Below are 21,397 nucleotides of genomic sequence, written 5' to 3'. Positions count from 1 at the left end.
GCCCCCGCGCGCCCCGGCCCCTCAGCCGCACACCGACCACGAAGCCCGTGCGAGCGCCACCGCGTGCAGTGCGTCGAGGCGTCGCTCGTGCCGCACGTGGGCGGTGGCCGCGGCGAGCAGGCCGCGGCAGTACGGGGCGGTGCGGGCGTGCCCGGACGCGGCGATGGCGTGGACCAGTTCGCCGTTGACGCGGTCGATCTCCTCGCGCACCTTCGTCAGGTCGGGCCGCTCGGTCGGGGCCGACGCGGGATCGGCGTCCCACCGCCGGTGCAGGGCGCGCTGCACGACCTTGTTGGCCTCGATCTGGTCCCGAAAGATCCGCACGGTCGCCTCGGGGTCCGCGCCGACCTGCTCCGCCTGCCGCGCCACGGCGTCCAGGACCTGCCGCTCGCGCGCGGGGTCGTCGATGGGGCTGCCCGTACCGTACTTGGCCGCGGCGACGAGGTCGGCAGTGGCGAGGCGCCGGGCGGAGAGGGCGGAGAGCGGGCGCAGTTGCGCGTACGGACCGGCGGACGCGGGCGTCCGCACGTCCGGCGCGGCGGGGGCGGCGGCTGCCGTGCCCCCGCCCACGAGCAGCGCCGCGGTGACGCCTCCGGCAGCGAGCAGACGTCCGACGGATGAGGCGACGCGCACGAGAACTCCCCTTGCTGACGGCTGCCGTTGGGCGGTCGGGCACCGAAGACGGCGCCTTCCGGGACGCGGCCATCGTACGGCCGCCGTTCCGGTTCAGCGGGTTGTCCCGCCGATCAACCCACTGAAGGATCCCTTGTCATGCACCTTGTGAGGCGCATCGGCTCTTTGCTATTCCTTGGTTAGGAAAGGTTCCTAACCTTCTATGGCTTGGAGTCCCCCATGAGACCAGCTCGTCTGGCCACCGCTCTCGCCGCAGCTCTCGTCGCCGGCCTCGCCTCCGCCGCCCCACCGGCCGCGGCGACCGGGTCGGGCCCCGCCGCCCCGCGCGCCGCCGCGCCGACCCCGGTCGCCGCGAACGGCCAGCTCACCGTGTGCGGCACCAAGCTCTGCAACCAGAACGGCAAGGCCGTCCAGCTGCGCGGCATGAGCAGCCACGGCACCCAGTGGTACGCGCACTGTCTGACCAAGGGCTCGCTCGACGCGCTCGCGGGCGACTGGAAGGCCGATGTCCTGCGCGTCTCCACGTACGTACAGGAAGGCGGGTACGAGACCAACCCCAAGAAGTACACCGACCTCGCGCATTCCCTCATCGAGCAGGCCACCGCGCGCGGCATGTACGTGATCGTGGACTGGCACATGCTCCGCCCCGGCGACCCGCACGCGAACCTGTCCCGGGCCAAGACCTTCTTCACCGAGATCGCCAAGCGGCATCAGGGCAAGAGCAACGTCCTGTACGAGATCGCCAACGAGCCCAGCGGTGTGAGCTGGTCGCGCATCAAGTCCTACGCCGAGCAGATCATCCCGGTGATCAGGAACATCGACTCCAACGCCCCGGTGCTCGTGGGCACCCGCGCCTGGTCGTCGTTCGGCGTCTCGGAGGGCGCAACTGAGTCCGAGGTGGTCAACAACCCGGTGAACGCCACCAACATCATGTACACCTTCCACTTCTACGCCGCCTCGCACCGCGACGAGTACCTGGCCACCCTCTCCCGGGCCTCGGCCAAGCTCCCCGTCTTCGTCACGGAGTTCGGCACCCAGAACTACGCGGGCGAGGAGGCCAACGACTTCGCCATGTCGCAGAAGTACCTGGACCTGATGGCCTCGAAGAAGATCAGCTGGGTCAACTGGAACTTCTCCGACGACGACCGCTCCGGCGCCGTCTTCAAGACCGGCACCTGCGACAAGGGCGGCCCCTGGACCGGCACGGCGCCGCTGAAGCAGGCCGGCGTCTGGATCCGCGAGCGGATGCGCACCGCGGACGACTTCTGAGCACGGTGGGGACCGGCGCGCAGCGTCCGCCGACCGCGCCGGTCCCCGGCACCACCCGCCCGGATCGCCCCCGCTCCGTGCCCGCGAGAACCGGAACGCCACCCCTGTCCCGGGAGCCACCCGCCCGCCGCGACACCGCCCGGGCCACCTCGTACGAAACCCTTGCCAGAAGCCATGAAACCTTGAATAACTGACCCCGACACAAGATCGGCCAAGGGCCGGTCGCCCGGCGTGGGACGGGGGTACTCCAGATGGCGCGCACACCGGCACTGCTGGACGCGGGGGAGCGGCTCGGCCGCGCGGAGCTGGAGGCACTGCAGCTGGACCGGCTCCAGGACACACTGCTGCACGCCTACGAGAACGTGCCCTTCTACCGGGCGGCGTTCGACGCGGCGGGGCTCGGCCCCGACGACTGCCACACGCTCGCCGACCTCGCCCGGTTCCCGTTCACCACGAAGGCGGACCTGCGGGCGAACTACCCCTTCGGGATGCTCGCCGTGGAGCAGTCCGAGCTGCGGCGGCTGCACGCGTCCAGCGGCACCACCGGGCGGCCCACCGTCGTCGGCTACACCGAGCAGGACCTGAGCATGTGGGCCGACGTGGTGGCGCGGTCCATCCGGGCCGCGGGCGGGCGCCCCGGGCAGAAGGTGCACGTGGCGTACGGGTACGGCCTCTTCACGGGCGGGCTCGGCGCGCACTACGGCGCGGAGCGGCTCGGCTGCACGGTGATCCCCGCCTCCGGCGGCATGACCGCGCGCCAGGTGCAGCTCATCCTCGACTTCCGGCCCGAGATCATCATGGTGACGCCGTCGTACATGCTCACCCTCCTGGAGGAGTTCGAGCGCCAGGGCATCGACCCGCGCACCACCTCGCTCCAGGTCGGCATCTTCGGCGCGGAGCCGTGGACGGAGGAGATGCGGCGCGAGATCGAGGAGCGGTTCGCGATCGACGCCGTCGACATATACGGGCTCTCGGAGGTGATCGGTCCCGGGGTCGCCCAGGAGTGCGTGGAGACCAAGGACGGCCTGCACATCTGGGAGGACCACTTCTACCCGGAGGTCGTCGACCCGATCACCGGCGAGGTGCTGCCGGACGGGGAGCACGGCGAGCTGGTCTTCACCTCCCTCACCAAGGAGGCCCTGCCCGTCATCCGGTACCGCACCCGGGACCTGACCCGGCTCCTGCCCGGCACCGCCCGGGTGTTCCGGCGCATGGAGAAGGTCACCGGGCGCAGCGACGACATGGTGATCCTGCGCGGCGTGAACCTCTTCCCCACCCAGATCGAGGAGATCGTCCTGCGCACCCCGGGGCTCGCCCCGCACTTCCAGCTCCGGCTGACGAAGGAGGGACGCATGGACGCCCTCACGGTGTGTGTGGAGGCCCGCGCGGACACCCCGCCCGGGCGGCGGGCCACGGCGGCGCGGGAGATCTCGGCGGCGGTCAAGGACGGCATCGGTGTCACGGTCGCCGTCGAGGTCGTGGACCCCGAGACGATCGAGCGGTCGGTGGGGAAGTTCAAGCGGATCGTGGATCTGCGCGGGAAGTGAGTGCGGCCCGGCGGGGGCTGCCGGCGAGGGAAGTGAGCGCGGCCGGGCGGGGGCCGTCGGCGAGGCGACCGCCCGCCGCCCGGCCGCCGCCGGGCACACCGTCCACCTCGGCGCCCGCCGCACCGACCGCCTCGCCGCGCTGCCCGTCATGCGGACGCGGGGAGGCGGCCACTTCGTGAACATCGCCTCGATCGGCGCGTACGCGGTGTCGCCGACCGCGGCCGTGTACTGCGCCACCAAGTACGCCGTCCGGGCCCTCTCCGCGTGGCTGCGTCAGGAGTCCGGCGGCGACATCCGCGTCAGCCTCGTCTCCCCCGGCGGCGACCCGTAGCCCCGCACCGGGCGGGCCCTAGGGCCGGGCGCGTTCCCAGTACCGCTCGACCGCCTCCACGGCGGCCCGGAACTCCTCGTCCTGACGGCCATCGGCCAGGGCGCCGGGCAGGACGACGGGGCGGCCGTGGACCAGGTGGGCGCGGGCGACGTACCAGGCGACGCCGCCGCGGCCGGTACGTCGCTGCGCCTCGACACGGGTGACCGTGTGCCACGGGATCAGCCGTCGGCTGACGACCGTCCTGATGCGCATCCCCGCGGGGGTGAGCGTGGTCGTGCCGTTCGCGCGGTTCATCACGTAGAAGGCGGTCGGCAGCCAGATCCCGGCGAGCACGGTCGTGGCGGTCCGGCCGCTGCTCGTCGAGTGCGCGTAGGCGCCGGGGAGCACGAACAGCGCGATGAGTCCCAGCGTGAGCGTGAGCACCGCGAGGCCGAGGTGCAGGGAGCGGCGACGGCGTCGAGAAAGCGCTATTCGAACTGTTTCCACCGGTTCATAGTAATTCGCCGCTCCCTGCCCTCTGGCCGCTCGGTCAGTGAATGCCGGTCCGCAGCCGTCGGCCGCGCCGTCAGTCGTTGATCGCCTCGACGCCTTGGACCTTGAGCGCCGCGATGTGGGCGCGCATGTACTGACGCGAGGTGGGCGCGCATGTGCTGAAGGGTCTCGGGCGGGTGCCCCTGCCAGCCGCTGACCTCTGCGACGGCACGCAGGGGCTCACGGGTGCGGTGCGAGCGGGTCGGGTTTCCGGGGAACCTCTTGTCCGTGAGGTCGGGGGTCGTCCTCGAAGGGGCCGGTGGGCTCGACGAGGTAGATCCGCTCGCGCTCCGCACCGGCGGCCGGCTCGGCTCCCCGGACGGCGGCGTCCAGCGTGGCGGTCGGGTACACGAAGTTCGCCCTGTCGCCCTTGCCGTAGTTGGAGCCGCGGCCAGGGCCCAGCAGGGCCCCGGCGGCGACGTCGGCCTTGGTGCCGTGGAAGAAGGGTCCGGGGTCCTTGCTGCCCCAGCGGATCGGTGCGTCCACCATGGGCTCCTTCCGGGGCGGCGGTCCCGGCCACGGTAGCGCCGTCGGGGCCGGTGCCGCCGTCAGGCCCGTGCCGCCGTCAGACCGGTGCCCCGTCAGGCGGGTACCGCCCCGACCAGCCCCCCGTCGATGATCAGGTCCTGGCCGTTGACGTAGGACGCGTCGGACGAGGCGAGGAACGCGACGGCCGCCGCGACCTCGTCGGGGCGGCCGAAGCGGCCGCTGACGATGCGGCCCGTCACCACCGCCGCCTCCGCGTCGCTCAGCGAGGCGGCGGGGTACATGGGCGTGTCGATGTATCCGGGGCTGACGGAGTTGACGCGGATGCCGCGTGGGGCGAGTGCGGCGGCGAGGGTCCGGGCCAGGTTGTGCGCGGCGGCCTTCGTCGCCGAGTACAGGGTGAGGACACTGTTGCCCCGGTGCAGGGTCCAGGACGCGTTGATGACGATCGAGCCGCCGTCCACGAGCAGCGGCAGCACCTTCTGCACGGTGAAGAACACCCCCTTGAGGTTCACGTCGACGGCGTGGTCGAAGTCCGCCTCGGTGATGTCCTCGAACGGCAGGAAGGTGCCGGTGCCCGCGTTCGCGAACAGGCAGTCGAGGCGGCCGTGCCGGTCCCGGACCGTGTCCATCAGCGTGTCCGCCGCGTCGGGTTCGGCGGCGTCGGCCACGGCGCCCGACGCGTTCGGGCCCAGTTCCTCCACGGCCGCCTCCACCCGGGCGCGGGTGCGGCCGGTGACGACGACGTGGGCGCCCTCGGAGACGAGACGGCGCGCGGTCGCGAGACCCATGCCGCTGGTGCCTCCGGTGATGAGGGCGGTCTTTCCGGTGAAGCGGTTCATGACGGCGGTGCTCCTGTCAGGGCTTGGTGGCGGGCTCTCGGGTGTCGGGGCCCGGATGTCAGGGCTCGGGGCCCGGATGTCAGCGCGTGGACGTCAGGGCTCGGGTGATCCAGTCCGCGACCTGGGACAGCCAGTCGGGGCGCGCGTTGCCGAGGAGATGGTCGCCGTGCGGCACGGACAGGTGGGTGCCGTGCGGGGCGAGGCGGGCCAGGGGTTCCCCGTTCGTCACGCCGGGGATGACGTCCTGGCCGCCGTCCACGGTCAGGAGGGGGACCGTGATGTGCGGCGCGAGGGCGGCGAGGTCCACCTGGTCCGCGAACGCGCGGGCCGCTGCGGCCGATCCGGCGCGCCGGGTCAGGACGTCCCGCACGGGCTCGGGGAGTTCGTCCCAGTCGAGCCGGAAGGGGCCGCTGACGGTCGCGGCGGCGGCCACGCGCGGCTCCCGTGCCGCGGACTCGGCCGCGTAGTAGCCGCCGAGGCTGAGGCCGACGACGGCGACGCGCGGCACGCCGAGGGCGTCGATGACGCGGCCGACGACCCGGTGGTAGTCCGCACGCACGGCCGTCGTGGCGGCGAGCGCGCCCTGCCCGGGGCCGTCCATCGCGAACACCGCGAGCCCGCGGTCCAGGAGCGCGGACGCGAGGTCGAGGAACTCCTCCTTGGCCGAGTCCAGGCCGGGGACGACGACCACGGTTCCCGCCGCGTCCGCCGGGCCGCGCAGCCAGCCGGTGAACTCCGGGCCGCGCACGCGCCGGGCGCCGGGCTCGAGGAGGGCGAGCGCCCGGCCGAGCGCGTCGTCCGCCGCGGCCGCCGAACGGTCCGCCCCGGCGAACGGTGCCAGCGTGGCGACGTGGAACCAGCGCGCCGCCCTCAGCAGTTCCTCGCCCGCCGACAGCCAGGATTCCGCGGCCCGCGCGCGCCGGAGGTGCTCGCGTCCGGTGCGCTCGAAGGCCGGGCCCCAGTCGGCGACGGACTCCAGGCCCGCGGTGACGCGCTGGTACGCGTGCGGGTCGAGGCCCGCGCCGGTGGCGCGGCTCCACTGGGCGGCGGCGAACTCGGCGGCGCTCATCGGGTCTCTCCTGTCGTTCGCGTGACCGCTGTCGTCGTTCGGGCCGGCTCCGCCGTTCGGGCAGGCTCCGCCGTTCGATCGCCTCCTGTCGTCCGGGTGACCCCCGTCGTTCGGGCGCCCCCCGTCCTTCGGGCGCCCCCCGTCGTCGGCACGGCTCCGGCCGTCGGCACGGCCCCGCTCGTCCGAGCCTCCCCAGCCGTTCGCTCAGCCCGCGTCGCTCGCTCCGCCCCCGTCGTGAGCACGGCCTTGCCGCGGATGCGCCGCTCCCGCAGAGCGACCAGAGTCCCTGCGGTCTCGCCCCAGTCGGCGACCCGGCCGATCTCGGGGTGCAGCCGCTCCCGTTCCACGAGGCGCACCAGCGTGGCGAGGTCGGGGCCGTAGGGGGCGCCCGCGTAGTGGAAGTGCTGGATCGTGACGCCCGCCGGTCCGCCGAGCAGGTCGAAGAAGTCGAGGGTGACCGGGGTGCGGCTCGCCTGCCCGAACCAGACGAGCAGGCCGCCCGGGCGCGCCTTCGCCAAGGCGGCCGGAAGCTGCGGGCCGCCCGTGGATTCGAGGACCACGTCGAACGGCCCCTGGGCCGCCGCGACCTCGTGCACCACTGCGGCCGCGCCCAGCTCGGCGAGCCGCCGCCCGCGCTCCGGGGTGGCCGTCACCACGGTGAGGTCGGCCCCGGCCGCGGCGGCGAGCTCGGTGACGTAGTGGCCGACACCGCCCGAGGCCCCGGTCAGCAGCACCCGCCGACCGGTCAGGGAGCCCGCCGCGCGCAGCAGGCGCAGGGCGGTGACGCCCGCCAGGGGCAGGGCCGCCGCCCGGACACTGTCGAGGCCGTCCGGGAGCACAGCGAGGGAGTGGGTGGGGACGACCGCGTACTCGGCCCAGCCGCCCTGTGCCGGATGCCCGGCCACGCGGGTGCCGACGCCGGGGCCCGAGCCGTCCGCTGCGGCCTGCACGACGAGCCCCGCGATGTCCTTGCCGGGCAGCAGCCCGGGGGCGGGGCGTTCGAGGAGGAACGTCTCGCCCCTGTTCGGCGCGAACGCCTCCACCTTGATCAGCGCCTCATGGGCCTGCGGAACGGGCTGGGGGACGTCGGTGAACTCCACCGGCCGTGCCGCTTCCCCCGTGGGAATCAGTCTTCGCATGCGGCCGATGCAATCCCGGCCGCCGCCCGGTGATCCAACAACGGACCGCAAAACCCGACAACCATCAGTTGTCGCCTCTGGTGAGGGGCGCGTGTCGCCTAGAGTGAGGGGCGTGGATCTGGACATGGCGCAGGTGCGCGCCTTCGTGTACGCCGCGCAGGAACTGCACTTCGGGCGGGCCGCGGGGAAGCTGGCGATCACGCAACAGGCCCTGTCCAAGCGGATCGGGCGCCTGGAGTCGCTGCTCGGCGCGACGCTCTTCGCGCGCCTCGGCCACGGCGTGGCCCTCACCGAGGCGGGGCGCGGCTTCCTCGAACCGGCGCGGCGGGCCCTGGCCGCCGCCGATGACGCGGTGGCGTCGATGACGCGGAACGACAGCCCGCTGCGCGTCGACGTGTGGGGCCATCTCTACGCGCCGATGCGGACGCTGGCGCGCGTCGCCGACAGGATCCGGGAGGTGGCCGGGCGGACCCTGGAAGCGGCCGGTCAGGCCGGGGACGGGGCCAGTCGGGTCCCCCACGTCGCCGGCCGGACCCACGAGCTCGAACTCGGGCACGGGCGCGATCTGCCGACCGTGATGACGGCACTGCTGCACGGCGACATCGACGCGGCCTTCGGCCGGGTCCACCCGCCGCTGCCCGCTGAGCTGACGCACCGCCTGGTCCGCCTCGAACCCGTCGACGCCGTCCTGAGCGCGGACCATCCGCTGGCGTCCGAGCCGGCGCTCCGGCCCGCGCAACTGCGCGACAGCGTCCTGTGGGCACCCGGCGCCCTGGACCGGCTCGACTTCCTGCGCCAGTTCGCCGACCGCTTCGACGTCCGCGAACGGGCCGTCGGCGTCAACCTGGGCCTCGCCCACTTCCTCGCCGAGGTCGCGGCACACCCGCGCCGCTTCTCCCTGCTCCCCGCCGACGTACCGCTGCCGGACGTCCCCGGCCTGCGCTCCGTCCCCCTGGTCGACCCCACCCCCCTGTACGCCTGGTCGCTCCTGTGGCGCACAGCGAACACCCACCCCGGCCTCGACGCCCTCGCCGCCACGTGCGCCGGGGAGGCGGGGCCGAGCCGGTGGCTAGAGTACGACCCAGCCCGCGACTGGCTGCCGGAACAGCCCGCCCACGTTCCCGACGCGCGGACAGCGACGAGGCCTCGCTGACAGGACCGCACCGTGAGGCGAGGCCTCCCGTTGACAGGGCCGCACCCCGCGACGACATCTCGCTGACACGAGGACCGCACCGCAGGCCGACGTCCCGCTGACACAAGGGCCGAGCCGAGCGCCGACGCCCCGAGAGCCCGCGGTCGCCCCGCACGCCCTCACCGCTCGCCGTCCTCCGCCTCCCCCTCGACGTACGCGGTCGTCAACGCCCCGTGCCGGGTGCGGATCTTGGGGTGCGGGGTCAGGGCGATCCGCTGGGTCCGCGCCGCGGTGTGCGTGGCATCCGCCGCGCCCTCGCCCCCCGGTCAGCCCGAGCCCAACCGGTCCCGTAGCTCCCTCTTGAGGATCTTCCCGCTGGCGTTGCGCGGCAGCGTGTCCACGAACACCACCCGCTTGGGGGCCTTGAAGTGCGCGAGGCGTTCGCGGGCGTGGGCGATGAGTTCGGCCTCGGTGACCTCGCCGCCGCGGACGACGACGGCGGTGACGGCCTCGATCCAGTGCTCGTCGGGCAGGCCGACGACGGCGGTCTCGGCGACGGCGGGGTGGGTGTAGAGCGCGTCCTCGACCTGGCGCGAGGCGACGAGGACGCCGCCGGAGTTGATGACGTCCTTGACCCGGTCGACGACCGTGAAGAAGCCCTCCGCGTCACGCACCGCAAGATCGCCGGAGTGGAACCAGCCGTCACGGAAGGCCTCGGCGGTCTCCTCCGGCTTGTCCCAGTAGCCCTCGCACAACTGCGGTGAGCGGTAGACCACTTCGCCCCGGGTGCCGTCCGGCACCTCCTTGCCCGCCTCGTCGACGACCCTCGCCTCGACGAACAGGACGGGCCGCCCGCAGGAGTCCAGGCGGCCCTCGTGCTCGTCCGGGCCGAGGACGGTGGCGAGCGGGCCGATCTCGCTCTGGCCGAAGCAGTTGTAGAAGGCGAGCCCCGGCAGGCGTGCGCGCAGCCGCTCCAGGACCGGGACCGGCATGATCGACGCACCGTAGTAGGCCTTGCGCAGGGCGCTCAGGTCGCGGGTCGCGAACTCGGGGTGCTGCGACAGGCCGATCCACACGGTCGGCGGCGCGAACAGGCTGTCGGCGCGGCCCGCCGCCACCAGGTCGAAGATCCGTACGGCTTCGGGCGCGTCGAGGATCGTGTTCTCGGCGCCGACCGCCAGGTACGGCAGCAGGAACACATGCATCTGGGCCGAGTGGTAGAGCGGCAGGGAGTGCAGCGGCCGGTCGGACTCCTTGAAGTCCAGGGCGTGCACGGCGCTCATGTACTCGTGGACGAGGGCCCGGTGGGTGAGCATCGCTCCCTTGGGAGCGGCCGTGGTGCCCGAGGTGTACAGGAGTTGCGCGAGGTCCTCGGCGTCCGGCGCGGGTCCGTCGTAGGGGGTCGTGGTCACGAGCCGCGCGAGGAGTGCGTCGTCGGCGTCCCTGAGCGGCAGGACGGCCACGCCGTCGGGGAGGCGGCCCGCGAGGTCGGGGTCCGCGAGGACGAGGGTGCTGCCGGACTGCCGGACGATGTACGCGAGGTCGTCGCCGGTGAGGTTCTGGTTGACCGGGACGTGGACGAGGCCCGCGCGGGCGCAGGCCAGGAAGCCGATGAGGTAGGCGTCCGAGTTGTGGGCGTAGGCGCCGACCCGGTCGCCCCGGTCGAGGCCGGTCGCGCGCAGGACTCCGGCCGCGCGCGAGACGGCGTCGTCGAGTTCGGCGTACGTCCAGGCGCGGTCGCCGTAGCGCAGCGCGGTGCGGGCCGGTGTCCGGCGGGCGCTGCGCCTGAGGACGCCGTCGACCGTGCTGCCGCGCGCCGCCGCGGTGGCCGCCTCGTCGCCCGCTGTCGCCCTGCCGTGTTCACCCGTCATGGGCGTGATCCTGCGGGCGGTCCCGCACGGCGGTCAAGGCCCCCGCGCCGCCCGCGTCGACCCTGCCGGGCGATGTCGCCCCATGCCCTGCGGCGTCGCCACCCCACGCCCTCCGGCACTGGCGCCCCACGCCCCCAGGCGCCATCGCCCCACGTCAGGCGCTCCGGACAAGATACATACCGGTTGGTACGCTCCAATGGCCACTGCTCTCACACCAGTTGGGAGGCTCCATGCGCATCCGCGTCAGACCCGTCGTGGCGTTGTCCGCCGCGCTCCTGACCACCTCGGCCCTGCTCTCACCCATGGCGTCCGCGCGCGACGACGACCGCTCCCCCGACACCCGCCCGTCCGGCGGCGGCCTGTCCGCCACGATCCGCTACACCGAGTACGGCATCCCGCACATCCGCGCCGACGACTACGCGGACCTCGGCTTCGGCACCGGCTGGGCCCAGGCCGCGGACCAGGTGTGCACGCTCGCCGAGGGGTACGCCACCGTGCGCGGTGAGCGCTCCCGCTACTTCGGCGCCGACGGCGACCCCGGCGGCCAGCTGTCGTCGGCCGCCACGAACCTCGCGAGCGACCAGTACTTCCGGGGCGTACGCGAAGCGGGCACCGTGGAGCGGCTGTACCGGCAGCCCGCCCCGCTCGGCATGAGCCGCGAGAGCAAGGAACTGGCGCGCGGGTTCGCCGCGGGCTACAACACCTGGCTGAAGCGGAACCGCGTCACGGACCCGGCATGCGCCAAGGCCGACTGGGTGCGCCCGGTCACCGCCCTCGACCAGGCCCGGCTCACCTACGCGGTGGCGGTGCTCGGCGGCGAGGGCCGCGGCGTCGAGGGGATCGTCGCGGCCAGGCCGCCCGGCGCGGGCGCCGACGCCGCCCGCAAGGCGCCCGACCCGCGCAGGGCCGCCGACGCGGCGCGCGAGCTGGTCTCCCCGGGCCCCGGCGACGCCGACATGGGCTCCAACGCCGTCGCCTTCAGCGGCACCACCACGGCGAACGGCCGCGGCCTGCTGATCGGCAACCCGCACTACCCCTGGCACGGCAGCCGACGCTTCTGGCAGTCGCAGCAGACCATCCCCGGCGAACTGAACGCGTCGGGCGGCTCGCTCCTCGGCACGCCCGTGATCAACGTCGGCTTCAACGCCAAGGTGGCGTGGAGCCACACCGTCGCGACGGGCGTCCCCTTCAACGTGCACGAGCTGACCCTCGACCCCGCGGATCCGACCGCCTACGTCGTGGACGGCAAGCGCGAGCGGATGACGAAGCGGACCGTGACCGTCCCGGTGAAGGGCGGCGCCCCGGTGACGCGCACGCAGTACTGGACCCGCTTCGGCCCGGTCGTGACGTCACTCGGCGGCCAGCTGCCGCTGCCGTGGACGAAGACGACGGCGTACGCGCTCAACGACCCCAACTCCCGCAACCTGCGCGTCGGTGAGGCCAACCTCCGCTTCAGCAAGGCCCGTTCGGTCAAGGGCGTACTGCGGGCGCTGAACGCCACCCAGGGCCTGCCGTGGGTCAACACCGTCGCCGCCGACCGGTACGGCAACACCCTCTACACGCAGTCACAGATCCTGCCCCGGCTCACCGACGGCCTCGTCGGGCGCTGCTCCACCGCCCTCGGCAAGGCCACCTATCCGGCGGCGGGCGTCGCCGTCCTCGACGGGTCCCGCGGCGCGTGCGCGCTCGGCGAGGACAAGGACGCGATCCAGCCGGGCACCTTCGGCCCGTCACGGATGCCGACGCTGGTGAACGCCCCGTACGCCGAGAACTCCAACGACAGCGCCTGGCTGAGCAACGCCGACCAGCCGCTGACCGGGTACGAGCGGGTCTTCGGCACCATCGGCACCCAGCGCTCGATGCGCACTCGCGGCGCGATCGAGGACGTCGCGGCGATGGCCGAGCGCGGCGGCCTGACGGTCAAGGACCTCCAGCGCCAGCAGTTCGCGAACCGCGCCCCTGCCGGCGACCTCGCCGCCGCCGACGTGGCGCGCGCCTGCGCCGCGCTGCCGCCCGGGGCCGCACGCACCAGCGACGGCAAGGCCGTCGACGTCACCGACGCCTGCCGGGTGATCAGGTCCTGGGACCGCACCATGGACGCGTCCAGCAGGGGCGCGTTGCTCTTCGACCGGTTCTGGCGCGCCCTGACGGCGAAGGTGCCGAGCGGCCGGCTGTGGCAGGTGCCGTTCTCCGCGGCCGATCCGGTGCGCACCCCGAACACCCTCAACACCGGTGCGCCCGGCTTCGCGACGGCGCTCGCCGACACGGTGGCGGAGCTGACGGCGGCAGGTATTCCGCTCGACTCCCGGCTCGGGGACCACCAGTTCGTCGTACGCGGTGGCAAGCGGCTGCCGATCCACGGCGGCACCGAGTCCCTGGGCGTCTGGAACAAGATCGAGCCTCGGTGGGACGCGGCGGGCGGCGGCTACACGGAGGTGGCGCACGGCTCCAGCCACATCCAGGCCGTCGGCTGGGACGCGTCGTCGTGCCCCAAGGCCCGCACGCTGCTGTCCTACTCCCAGTCGTCGAACCCCCACTCACCGCACTACAGCGACCAGACACGGCTTTACGCCGAGGAGCGCTGGGTGACGTCACGCTTCTGCGAGAAGGACATCCGCAGCGCGCCCGGCCTGAAGGTGGTGAAGGTCCGCCAGCGCTGACGCCCACCGGTGGGGCGGGGCGCGGCGGTCTCAGACCGCCCGCTCCCGCCCTTCCCAGTAGGGCTCCCGCAGTCGGCGCTTGTACAGCTTGCCGTTGGGGTCCCGGGGCATGGACGCGACGAAGTCGACGCTCTTGGGCCGCTTGTAGCCCGCGAGCAGGCGCTCGCAGTGGCGCAGGATGTCGGCGGCGAGCGCCGCGTTGGCCGGGTGCCCCTCGGCGGCCTCGACGACGGCCTTGACCTCCTCGCCCCAGTCGTCGTGCGGGATGCCGAACGCGGCGGCGTCGGCGACGGCGGGGTGGGTGAGCAGCGCGGACTCGATCTCCGCCGGGTAGATGTTGACGCCGCCCGAGATGATCATGTCGATCTTGCGGTCGCGCAGGAAGAGATAGCCGTCCTCGTCCAGATAGCCGAGGTCGCCGACGGTGAAGAAGTCGCCGATGCGGTTCTTGCGCGTCTTCGAATCGTCCTTGTGGTACGAGAAGCCGCCGGTGCTCATCTTCATGTAGACGGTGCCCAGTTCGCCGGGCGGCAGCTTGTTGCCGTCGTCGTCGAAGACCGCCAACTCGCTGATGGGCCAGGCCTTTCCGACGGTCCCCGGCTTCTCCAGCCAGTCCTCCGCGGTGGCGAACGCGCCCCCTCCCTCGCTGGCCGCGTAGTACTCCTCCACGCAGGTGCCCCACCACTCGATCATCGCCCGCTTCACGTGGTCGGGGCAGGGCGCCGCCCCGTGGATGGCGTGCCGCATCGACGACACGTCGTACGCCTCCCGGATCCCGCCGGGCAGGGCGAGCAGGCGGTGGAACTGGGTGGGGACCATGTGGGTGTGTGTGCAGGCGTGCTCGTCGATGAGGCGCAGCATCTCCTCGGGTGTCCACCGGTCCATGAGGACGAGGGGGTGACCGATGTGCAGGGCCGCGCCCGCGAACTGGAGCACGGCCGTGTGGTAGAGCGGCGAGCACACCAGGTGGACGTTGCCGTCGAAGGGCTTGATGCCGAAGATGCCGAGGAAGCCGCCCAGGTAGGACTCCTCGGGCGGTTTGCCCGGGAGGGGGCGGCGGATGCCGCGGGGCCGCCCCGTGGTGCCGGACGTGTAGTTCATGACCCAGCCGAGGGTGCGGTCGGCGGGCACCGACTCCGGCTGCCCGTCGAGGAGTTGTGCGTACGGGCGGAATCCCGGTACGTCGCCGACGGCGTAGCGGTGTGTCGCGGGAAGCTTCGCCTCGTCGGCCGCCGAGGTCGCGGCGGCGGCGAACCGCTCGTGCGCGATCAGGACCTGCGCGCCCGAGTCGGCGACGATCCAGGCGATCTCCGGGCCCACCAGGTGGTGGTTGACCGGGACGAGGTAGAACCCGGCCTGGCTGGCGGCGAGGTACGCGGTCAGGAACTCCACGCCGTTGGGGAGTACGACGGCGAACGCGTCGCCGGGCTCCAGGCCGGCCGCGCGCAAGCCGTGCACGAGCCGGTTGGCGTCGGCGTGCAGTCGGCCCGCCGTCCACTCCTCGCCACCGGGGTCGACGAGGACGGTGCGGCCGGGGTCGGCGCCGGCCTGGGCCCAGAATCCGTTGGGCGGGGTGCTCATCGGGTCTCCTCGGGGGTTGGGCGCGGGGCGCTGTGGGAGGGACGGGGCGTGGGCCCGACGGGTTTCCGTGCGCTCCGGTCGGCTCAGGTCCGCCCCGCGATGCGGTTGAGGCGGGCGATCGCGCGCTCGAACCCCCGGGTCAGGTCGTCGAACACGGCCTGGACGCTGCGCTCGCTGTTCATCCGGCCGACGATCTGCCCGACGGGCGTGCCGAGCAGCGGCTCCACCTCGTACTTCTGGATGCGCGACACGGCCTCGGCGACGAGCAGTCCCTGCAGCGGCATCGGCAGCGCCCCGGGCCCCGCCGGGTCGTCCCACGCGTCGGTCCACTCCGTCCGCAACTGGCGTGCGGGCTTGCCCGTCAAGGCCCGGGAGCGGACGGTGTCCCCGGACCCGGCGGCGAGCAGTTTGCGGGTGAGGGCGGCGGAGTGCAGGTCGGCCTCCGTCGTCGTGAGCCACACCGAGCCGAGCCAGACGCCCTGCGCGCCGAGGGCGAGAGCCGCCGCGACCTGCTCCCCGCTGCCGATGCCGCCCGCCGCGAGCACCGGCAGCGGCGCGACCGCATCGACGGCCTCGGGCGTGAGCACCATGGACGCGATCTCACCGGTGTGGCCGCCCGCTTCGTAGCCCTGGGCCACCACGATGTCGATGCCGGCGTCCGCGTGCTTGCGGGCGTGCCGGGCGCTGCCCGCGAGGGCGGCGACGAGGACGCCCTGGTCGTGGGCGCGGGTGATGACGTCGGCGGGCGGGGAGCCGAGGGCGTTGGCGAGCAGCTTGATGGGGTGATCGAAGGCGACGTCGAGCTGGCCGCGCGCCACCTGCTCCATCCAGCCGGTGATGCGCCAGCCGGACGCCTCGCCCTCGGCGAGCGCGGGCACGCCGTGCTCGGCGAGGGTCTCCTCGACGAACTTGCGGTGCCCCGCGGGGATCATCGCCTCCACGTCGGCCTCGGTCAGCGCCTGCCCCCCGGGAGCCTCGGCCCGCTTCGCGGGCATGACGACGTCGAGCCCATAGGGCAGGCCGTCCGCGTGCTCCTGCATCCAGTCGAGGTCGCGCGCGAGGTCGTCGGGCGCGGTGTAGCGGACCGCACCGAGCACCCCGAACCCGCCCGCCCGGCTGATGGCGGCCGCCACGGCGGGGAACGGCGTGAAGCCGAAGACGGCGTACTCGACTCCGAGTTGCTTGCTCAGCTCCGTCTGCATGGGCGCAGGATGCCGCAGCGGCGCGGACGAGGGAAGAGATTTTCTGATGCTGCGTCAGTTTCCTTGCGGGATGCCGTTCCGGCGCAGCAGCCTCAGCTGGGCGACCACCGTGGACACCTCCGCCACGAAGGCGTCAGCCGTCTCCCGCGCGGGGATGACCGCGTACTGCGCCGTCGCACCCTGGTGGCTGGGAACGACTCCGCACGCTCCCCTTGCCCGACGTGCTCCTCCACGCGCGCACGGTCTCCTCGACGCGGGCCCGGCACGCGTCGAGGAGGACCACGGCGATGACGAGCAGCACCCCGGCGACCACCCACCAGGCTGCGGCGTCCGGCAGCTCGATGAAGCTGGTCGCGACGTTCACGACGGCCCCGAGCACCACCGATGACAGTGTGGCGGCCACGAGGGCCGACCGACGATAGCCGCTCACCCTGCCCCCGCCGATCACGGACCCGCACCGCGTCCAACGCCGCCGCGAGTTCCCCACCGCCCTCACCCGACGCTCCCAACTCACCGAACACGAAACCCTCCTGCCCCCCGCCCTCAACGGCACCCTCCGCCCCGGTCACCTCCCGACCTCCCTCCGCCGCCTGCGCCGAGCACCGGCACTGCGGATGCTCGCGGGGTACGTGGCCGGGGTGGGGGGTGCGCCCGGAGCGTGCGCCGGGGTTCGCCCGGCGGGAACGGAGTCGTCCGGCCCTGCCCTGGGCTCCGCGGTCCGGGCCGTACGCACCACCACCTGCTGCGAGGGCGCACTGCGTGCCGCGATCGGCCTCGGCGGCGACACGGACACCGTCGCCGCGGTGACCGGAGGTCTCGCGGGGGCGCGCTACGGCCTGGACGCGATCCCCGCGCGGTGGACGCGCCCGCTCCATGCCCCCTGCCGGGGTTCGCAGGACGGGTCCTGCGTCTTCCGGAGCTGCTCGACCTCACGCGCCGCCTCACGGCATGAAGCTCCGCTCGAAGCACCCCTCGCGGGCGGGCCGCTCAGGCGCGGATCCTCCTGCGAGCGGCGTGGAGTCCTAGCGCACCAGACAAGGCTTCTTCGCGTCGAACCTCCAGCCCGGGATCAGGTACTGCATCGCCGCGCCGTCGTCCCGGGCGCCCAGGGACTGCTTCCGGTAGAGGTCGTGGGCCGCCTGGAGGCGGTCCGGGTCGAGGGTGAGGCCGAGGCCGGGGGCGTCGGGGAGGGGGATCTCGCCGTTGGTGATGGTCGGCGGGGTGACGGTGAGGCGTTCCAGGCCCTCCTGCCAGATCCAGTGGGTGTCCAGGGCGTTGTAGGGGCCGGGAGCCGCGGCGCCGCAGTGCGTGACCATCGCCAGGGAGATGTCGAAGTGGTTGTTGGAGTGGCAGCCCCAGGTCAGGCCGAGGGCGTTGCAGAGCTGGGCCACGCGGACCGAGCCCTGCATGGTCCAGAAGTGCGGGTCGGCCAGGGGGATGGAGACCGACTGGAGGGCGAGCGCGTGGGTCAGCTGGCGCCAGTCGGTGGCGATCATGTTGGTCGCGGTCGGCAGGCCGGTGGCGCGGCGGAACTCGGCCAGGACCTCCCTGCCCGAGTAGCCGTCCTCGGCTCCGCAGGGGTCCTCGGCGTAGGCGAGGGTGCCGACCAGGGGTGCGCACAGGTCGACGGCCTCGCGCAGTGACCAGGCTCCGTTCGGGTCCAGGGTGATCCGCGCCTCGGGGAACCGGTCCTTGAGGGCACGCACGGCCGCGACCTCCTCGGCGCCCGGCAGGACCCCGCCCTTGAGTTTGAAGTCCCGGAAGCCGTACCGGGTGTGGGCCGCCTCGGCCTGGCGGACGATGGCCTGCGGCGTCAGCGCCTCCTCGTGCCGGACGCGGTGCCAGGCGACGTCCGCGTCCGGCTCCCGGACGTAGTCCAGGTCCGTGCGGTCCGGGTCGCCGACGTAGAAGAGGTAGCCGAGCACGCGTACGGAGTCGCGCTGCAGGCCGTCGCCGAGCAGCGCCGCCACCGGGACGTCGAGGTGCTGGCCGAGCAGGTCCAGCAGGGCCGACTCGACCGCCGTGACGGCGTGCACGGTCGTCCGCAGGTCGAAGGTCTGGGCGCCGCGTCCGCCCGCGTCGCGGTCCGCGAAACGGCTCCCCATCGCGCGCAGCACCCGCTTGTAGTCCCCCAACTCGGCTCCCACGACCAGGGGTTCGGCGTCCCTGAGGGTCTGCGTGATCTTCTCGCCGCCGGGCACCTCCCCCAGGCCCGTACGGCCCTCGGAGTCCTTGAGGACCACGATGTTGCGGGTGAAGTAGGGGCCGTGGGCGCCGGAGAGGTTCAGTTCCATGCAGTCGCGGCCCGCGACCGGGTAGACGGCGAACTGCGTGACGGTCGGCTGGCGGCTCATGCCGGTCGAGGTCCTTCCGAGGAGAGGGAGTACGTGGGGAGGAAGTACGTGGGGGCGCGCAGAGGGGGAGTTCGCGGGTCGTGATGCGCGGTCTCAGAGGTTCAGGGCGTCAAGGGTTCCCTCCAGGGCCAGGACGCCGCCGAGGCGGCCCGCGATGCGCCGGGCCGCACCGGAGTCGCTCCTGGATGTTCTCTCGCATCCGCGCATGCAGATGATGTGCATGTATGAGAACGGAGATTATGGGGATGAACAGGTGGGGTCAATGGGTGCGGCCACGCGGAATTACGATGTGGCCATGTCGAAGACGAGCGGGACCCGCGGGGTGAAGTCGGCGGCCCGCACCGTGGAACTGCTCGAACTGCTCGCCGCCCGGGGCGACCGGCCCGCCCGCCTGGACGAACTGGCCGCGGAACTCGGCGTACCGCGCAGCAGCATGTACCAACTGCTCCAGACCCTCGTCGACTGCGGCTGGGTGCGCTCCGACACGACCGGGTCGCTGTACGGCATCGGGATCCGCGCCCTGCTCACGGGCACCAGCTACCTGGACAGCGACCCGCGCGTGCGCCGGGCCCGCCCCGCGCTCGAGCAGGCGTCGGACACGCTCGGCGAGACGGTCCACCTGGCCAGGCTCGACGGCCCGAACGTCGTCTACCTCGCGACGCGCGAGTCGCACGCCTACGCGCGGACCCTCAGCCGGGTCGGCCGCCGGATCCCCGCGCACGCGGGAGCCCTCGGCAAGGCCCTGCTCGCCGAGCGCCCCGACGGCGAACTCCCCCTCCCCGAGGGCCCGTTGGTCGCGTACACGGAGAACACCCACACGGAAAGGAGCACGCTCGTCGCCGACCTCGCCCAGGTCCGCGAGCGCGGCTACTCCATCGACCGCGAAGAGACGGTGACCGGCATCGCGGGCTTCGGCTTCGCGCTGCGCTACGACGAGCCGGCCACCGACGCCATCAGCTGTTCGGTGCCGGTGGCACGGCTGAGCGCGGAGCACGAGGCCCGGATCGTCGCGGTCATGCGGGAGACCCGGGCCAGGATCGAGAGTGCCGTCGTACCGGCACCGGGCGCCCCCGACTGGCGCTGAGACTCAAGGTCCGTACGCCGAGACTCAGTCCGTACGCCGCCCTCCGCCCGGCACGGGCACGCTCACCGCGGCCGCCCCAGCCACTCCAGCGCCGCCGTCGTCAGCGCCGTCACACCGGTGGTGACGGCCGGCTCCGGCACGGGCGCGAAGCGCGGCGAGTGGTTGGAGGGGATGTCGCGGTCCACGGTGCCCGCGGCCCGGGCCGCGGCGTACGTCGCGGGGTCGCAGCCGCCGAACAGCCAGTAGCAGAGCGGAGCCTTGGCCGCCGTGCCGAGGATCCCCACGTCCTCGCTGCCGGTCACGGGCCCCGGGTCGATCACCTGTCCCGCGCCGACGACCGCGCCGATCGCGGCCATGGTCCTGGCCACCGCCGCCTCGTCGTTGACGACCACGGGGAACGCGTCGAGCTGCGTGAACTCGGGCTCGCGCGTGGCTCCCGCCACCCGGGCCTCGCCGCGCACGATCCGCTCCACGGCGGCCCGCATCCGGGCCCGGACGTCCTCCGTGTAGGAGCGGATGCTCAGCCGCAGCTCGGCCTCGTCCGGGATGACGTTGTCGACCGTGCCCGCCCGCAGCGACCCCACGGTGAGCACCGCCGTCTCCCCCGCCGGCACCTCGCGGGAGACGACGGTCTGCAGCCGCATCACCGTCGCGGCGGCCATCACCACGGGGTCGACGGACGTCTCCGGCCGTGAGCCGTGCGCGCCCTTGCCGTACATGACGACCTTCAGCGAGTCGGTGGCCGCGAACGCCTCTCCGGCGTGACAGGCCACCATGCCCGCGGGCAGCGGCGCGACATGCTGGCCGAGCACCACGTCCGGCGTCCCGAAGCGCTCGAAGAGCCCGTCGTCCACCATCGCCTGCGCGCCCTCACCGACCTCCTCGGCGGGCTGGAACGCGGCGACGACCCGTCCGCGCCAGCTCCCGCGCGCCGCCGCGAGCAGCTTCAGGGCGCCCAGCAGACAGGTGACGTGCAGGTCGTGGCCACAGGCGTGCATCACCCCCTCGGTGCGGGAGGCGTAGGGCAGGCCGGTCAGTTCGACGAGGGGCAGGGCGTCGAAGTCGGCGCGCAGCAGGACGGTGGGGCCCTCGCCGTTGTCGAGGACGGCCACGACGCCGGTGCGGCCCACGCCGGGCGTGACGTCGCAGCCGTACGCCGTGGCGCGCCGGACGATCTCGGCGGCGGTGCGGTGCTCCTCGAAGGGCAGCTCCGGGTGGGAGTGCAGGTCCCGGTACAGGGCGACGAGTTCGGGCAGGGCTGCGTCGAGACCGCCGAGGGCGGAGGGTATGGGTCCGGCAGGGGGAACGGTCCCGGCGGCGGGCTCCTGCGGTTCGGACGGGGGCTTGCTGACGCCCATGCGACGCTCCTTCGGCACGCGGTTGCGGCGTCGCCCCGCGGCCCCGGCGGCCGAGGGATCACGCCCCCCAACTGCTGCCCACGGCCCTCGGGGCACACACCTGTACGCCCCCGCGCCCGGTTCAGCCGCCCCCGGCCCCGATCGCGTTCAGCGTGAACGTCTCCAACTCGTCTGCGGCCGCGTCCAGGTCGAGGTCGGGGTGGGCCAGCCAGTGGCCGATGACGCCGTCGATGGCGCCGCCGACGGCGAGGGAGACGCATCTCCGTGATGACGCGGACGTGGCGGCGGTGCGCCTGCTGGTAGCCGAT

At 73.4% G+C, this 21,397-nt stretch carries 16 protein-coding genes and 4 pseudogenes; 7 read left to right on the top strand and 13 right to left on the bottom strand.

Annotated features, from left to right (window positions below; all coding sequences use genetic code 11):
• Positions 1-21: 21 nt before the first annotated feature.
• Positions 22-633, bottom strand: coding sequence for a chorismate mutase (locus QUY26_RS36920; protein ID WP_289954508.1), 612 nt, complete (start codon positions 631-633; stop codon positions 22-24).
• 219 nt (positions 634-852) lie between these two features.
• On the opposite strand from QUY26_RS36920, the gene QUY26_RS36915 reads away from it, so the two are divergent.
• The 3 genes and pseudogenes from QUY26_RS36915 to QUY26_RS36905 all read left to right on the top strand — a co-directional run.
• Positions 853-1,902: a glycoside hydrolase family 5 protein gene (locus QUY26_RS36915; protein ID WP_289954506.1), complete on the top strand. Its 1,050-nt coding sequence runs from the start codon at positions 853-855 to the stop codon at positions 1,900-1,902.
• Positions 1,903-2,153: 251 nt separating this feature from the next.
• Positions 2,154-3,449 carry a phenylacetate--CoA ligase PaaK gene (gene paaK, locus QUY26_RS36910; protein WP_289954504.1) on the top strand — a complete coding sequence of 432 codons (1,296 nt, stop codon included), beginning with the start codon at positions 2,154-2,156 and terminating at the stop codon, positions 3,447-3,449.
• Positions 3,433-3,768, top strand: a pseudogene (locus tag QUY26_RS36905) (SDR family NAD(P)-dependent oxidoreductase); the annotation flags it as partial. The gene paaK and the pseudogene QUY26_RS36905, both read left to right, overlap by 17 nt.
• 30 nt (positions 3,769-3,798) lie before the next feature.
• Here QUY26_RS36905 and QUY26_RS36900 read toward each other — a convergent pair.
• The 5 genes and pseudogenes from QUY26_RS36900 to QUY26_RS36880 all read right to left on the bottom strand — a co-directional run.
• Entirely contained in the window at positions 3,799-4,266 is a 468-nt protein-coding gene (locus tag QUY26_RS36900) for a PH domain-containing protein (RefSeq protein WP_289954502.1), read from the bottom strand.
• A 128-nt stretch (positions 4,267-4,394) separates the two neighbouring features.
• Positions 4,395-4,800 (bottom strand): annotated as a pseudogene (gene arr / locus QUY26_RS36895) (NAD(+)--rifampin ADP-ribosyltransferase); the annotation flags it as partial.
• Positions 4,801-4,892: 92 nt separating this feature from the next.
• Positions 4,893-5,639, bottom strand: a complete 747-nt coding sequence (locus QUY26_RS36890; protein WP_289954499.1) for a glucose 1-dehydrogenase — start codon at positions 5,637-5,639, stop codon at positions 4,893-4,895.
• A gap of 79 nt (positions 5,640-5,718) precedes the next feature.
• Positions 5,719-6,708, bottom strand: coding sequence for an alpha/beta hydrolase family protein (locus QUY26_RS36885; protein ID WP_289954497.1), 990 nt, complete (start codon positions 6,706-6,708; stop codon positions 5,719-5,721).
• Positions 6,709-6,935: 227 nt separating this feature from the next.
• A pseudogene (locus tag QUY26_RS36880) lies at positions 6,936-7,847 on the bottom strand (zinc-binding dehydrogenase); the annotation flags it as partial.
• A 112-nt stretch (positions 7,848-7,959) separates the two neighbouring features.
• Between QUY26_RS36880 and QUY26_RS36875 the strand changes: the two are divergent.
• Positions 7,960-9,000 carry a LysR family transcriptional regulator gene (locus QUY26_RS36875; RefSeq protein WP_289954495.1) on the top strand — a complete coding sequence of 347 codons (1,041 nt, stop codon included), beginning with the start codon at positions 7,960-7,962 and terminating at the stop codon, positions 8,998-9,000.
• A gap of 305 nt (positions 9,001-9,305) precedes the next feature.
• Here the strand turns inward: QUY26_RS36875 and QUY26_RS36870 are convergent, their stop codons facing one another.
• Positions 9,306-10,850 carry an acyl-CoA synthetase gene (locus QUY26_RS36870; RefSeq protein WP_289954493.1) on the bottom strand — a complete coding sequence of 515 codons (1,545 nt, stop codon included), beginning with the start codon at positions 10,848-10,850 and terminating at the stop codon, positions 9,306-9,308.
• A 230-nt stretch (positions 10,851-11,080) separates the two neighbouring features.
• Between QUY26_RS36870 and QUY26_RS36865 the strand changes: the two genes are divergently transcribed.
• A complete protein-coding gene (locus QUY26_RS36865) occupies positions 11,081-13,510 on the top strand; it encodes a penicillin acylase family protein (protein ID WP_289954492.1) in 2,430 nt (809 codons plus the stop codon).
• Between the two features lie 30 nt (positions 13,511-13,540).
• Here the strand turns inward: QUY26_RS36865 and QUY26_RS36860 are convergent, their stop codons facing one another.
• From QUY26_RS36860 to QUY26_RS36850, 3 genes are all read right to left on the bottom strand, one after another.
• The gene (locus QUY26_RS36860; protein WP_289954490.1) at positions 13,541-15,091 is read right to left on the bottom strand and encodes an acyl-CoA synthetase; all 1,551 of its coding nucleotides are present in this window, start codon (positions 15,089-15,091) and stop codon (positions 13,541-13,543) included.
• An 83-nt stretch (positions 15,092-15,174) separates the two neighbouring features.
• Positions 15,175-16,293: an NAD(P)H-dependent flavin oxidoreductase gene (locus QUY26_RS36855; RefSeq protein WP_289954488.1), complete on the bottom strand. Its 1,119-nt coding sequence runs from the start codon at positions 16,291-16,293 to the stop codon at positions 15,175-15,177.
• 133 nt (positions 16,294-16,426) lie between these two features.
• Complete coding sequence (locus tag QUY26_RS36850) at positions 16,427-16,696, bottom strand: hypothetical protein (protein WP_289954486.1); 270 nt, start codon at positions 16,694-16,696, stop codon at positions 16,427-16,429.
• 295 nt (positions 16,697-16,991) lie between these two features.
• Between QUY26_RS36850 and QUY26_RS36845 the strand changes: the two are divergent.
• Positions 16,992-17,245 (top strand): annotated as a pseudogene (locus tag QUY26_RS36845) (ADP-ribosylglycohydrolase family protein); the annotation flags it as partial.
• Between the two features lie 70 nt (positions 17,246-17,315).
• On the opposite strand, the gene QUY26_RS36840 reads toward QUY26_RS36845, so the two are convergent.
• Together QUY26_RS36840 and QUY26_RS36835 are read right to left on the bottom strand one after the other, a co-directional pair.
• Entirely contained in the window at positions 17,316-18,647 is a 1,332-nt protein-coding gene (locus QUY26_RS36840; RefSeq protein ID WP_289954484.1) for an enolase C-terminal domain-like protein, read from the bottom strand.
• 93 nt (positions 18,648-18,740) lie between these two features.
• The gene (locus QUY26_RS36835) at positions 18,741-18,869 is read right to left on the bottom strand and encodes a hypothetical protein (protein WP_289954482.1); all 129 of its coding nucleotides are present in this window, start codon (positions 18,867-18,869) and stop codon (positions 18,741-18,743) included.
• Between the two features lie 73 nt (positions 18,870-18,942).
• Between QUY26_RS36835 and QUY26_RS36830 the strand changes: the two genes are divergently transcribed.
• The gene (locus tag QUY26_RS36830; protein ID WP_289954480.1) at positions 18,943-19,731 is read left to right on the top strand and encodes an IclR family transcriptional regulator; all 789 of its coding nucleotides are present in this window, start codon (positions 18,943-18,945) and stop codon (positions 19,729-19,731) included.
• Positions 19,732-19,793: 62 nt separating this feature from the next.
• Here the strand turns inward: QUY26_RS36830 and QUY26_RS36825 are convergent, their stop codons facing one another.
• Positions 19,794-21,089: an amidohydrolase gene (locus tag QUY26_RS36825; protein ID WP_289954477.1), complete on the bottom strand. Its 1,296-nt coding sequence runs from the start codon at positions 21,087-21,089 to the stop codon at positions 19,794-19,796.
• Between the last annotated feature and the right edge of the window lie 308 nt (positions 21,090-21,397).

Origin of the sequence: Streptomyces flavofungini, assembly GCF_030388665.1 — a bacterium.
Lineage (GTDB): Bacteria > Actinomycetota > Actinomycetes > Streptomycetales > Streptomycetaceae > Streptomyces > Streptomyces flavofungini_A.
Note: the sequence above shows the minus strand (reverse complement) of the source record. Positions and strands in the feature narration are given on the sequence as shown.

What these genes read in the sequence shown, in the direction of transcription:
- QUY26_RS36915 (WP_289954506.1), top strand. Translation starts at nt 853, where the DNA reads ATGAGACCAGCTCGTCTGGCCACCGCTCTCGCCGCAGCTCTCGTCGCC.
- paaK (WP_289954504.1), top strand. Translation starts at nt 2,154, where the DNA reads ATGGCGCGCACACCGGCACTGCTGGACGCGGGGGAGCGGCTCGGCCGC.
- QUY26_RS36890 (WP_289954499.1), bottom strand. Translation starts at nt 5,639, where the DNA reads ATGAACCGCTTCACCGGAAAGACCGCCCTCATCACCGGAGGCACCAGC.
- QUY26_RS36885 (WP_289954497.1), bottom strand. Translation starts at nt 6,708, where the DNA reads ATGAGCGCCGCCGAGTTCGCCGCCGCCCAGTGGAGCCGCGCCACCGGC.
- QUY26_RS36870 (WP_289954493.1), bottom strand. Translation starts at nt 10,850, where the DNA reads ATGACGGGTGAACACGGCAGGGCGACAGCGGGCGACGAGGCGGCCACC.
- QUY26_RS36865 (WP_289954492.1), top strand. Translation starts at nt 11,081, where the DNA reads ATGCGCATCCGCGTCAGACCCGTCGTGGCGTTGTCCGCCGCGCTCCTG.
- QUY26_RS36860 (WP_289954490.1), bottom strand. Translation starts at nt 15,091, where the DNA reads ATGAGCACCCCGCCCAACGGATTCTGGGCCCAGGCCGGCGCCGACCCC.
- QUY26_RS36855 (WP_289954488.1), bottom strand. Translation starts at nt 16,293, where the DNA reads ATGCAGACGGAGCTGAGCAAGCAACTCGGAGTCGAGTACGCCGTCTTC.
- QUY26_RS36840 (WP_289954484.1), bottom strand. Translation starts at nt 18,647, where the DNA reads ATGAGCCGCCAGCCGACCGTCACGCAGTTCGCCGTCTACCCGGTCGCG.
- QUY26_RS36835 (WP_289954482.1), bottom strand. Translation starts at nt 18,869, where the DNA reads ATGCACATCATCTGCATGCGCGGATGCGAGAGAACATCCAGGAGCGAC.
- QUY26_RS36830 (WP_289954480.1), top strand. Translation starts at nt 18,943, where the DNA reads ATGTCGAAGACGAGCGGGACCCGCGGGGTGAAGTCGGCGGCCCGCACC.
- QUY26_RS36825 (WP_289954477.1), bottom strand. Translation starts at nt 21,089, where the DNA reads ATGGGCGTCAGCAAGCCCCCGTCCGAACCGCAGGAGCCCGCCGCCGGG.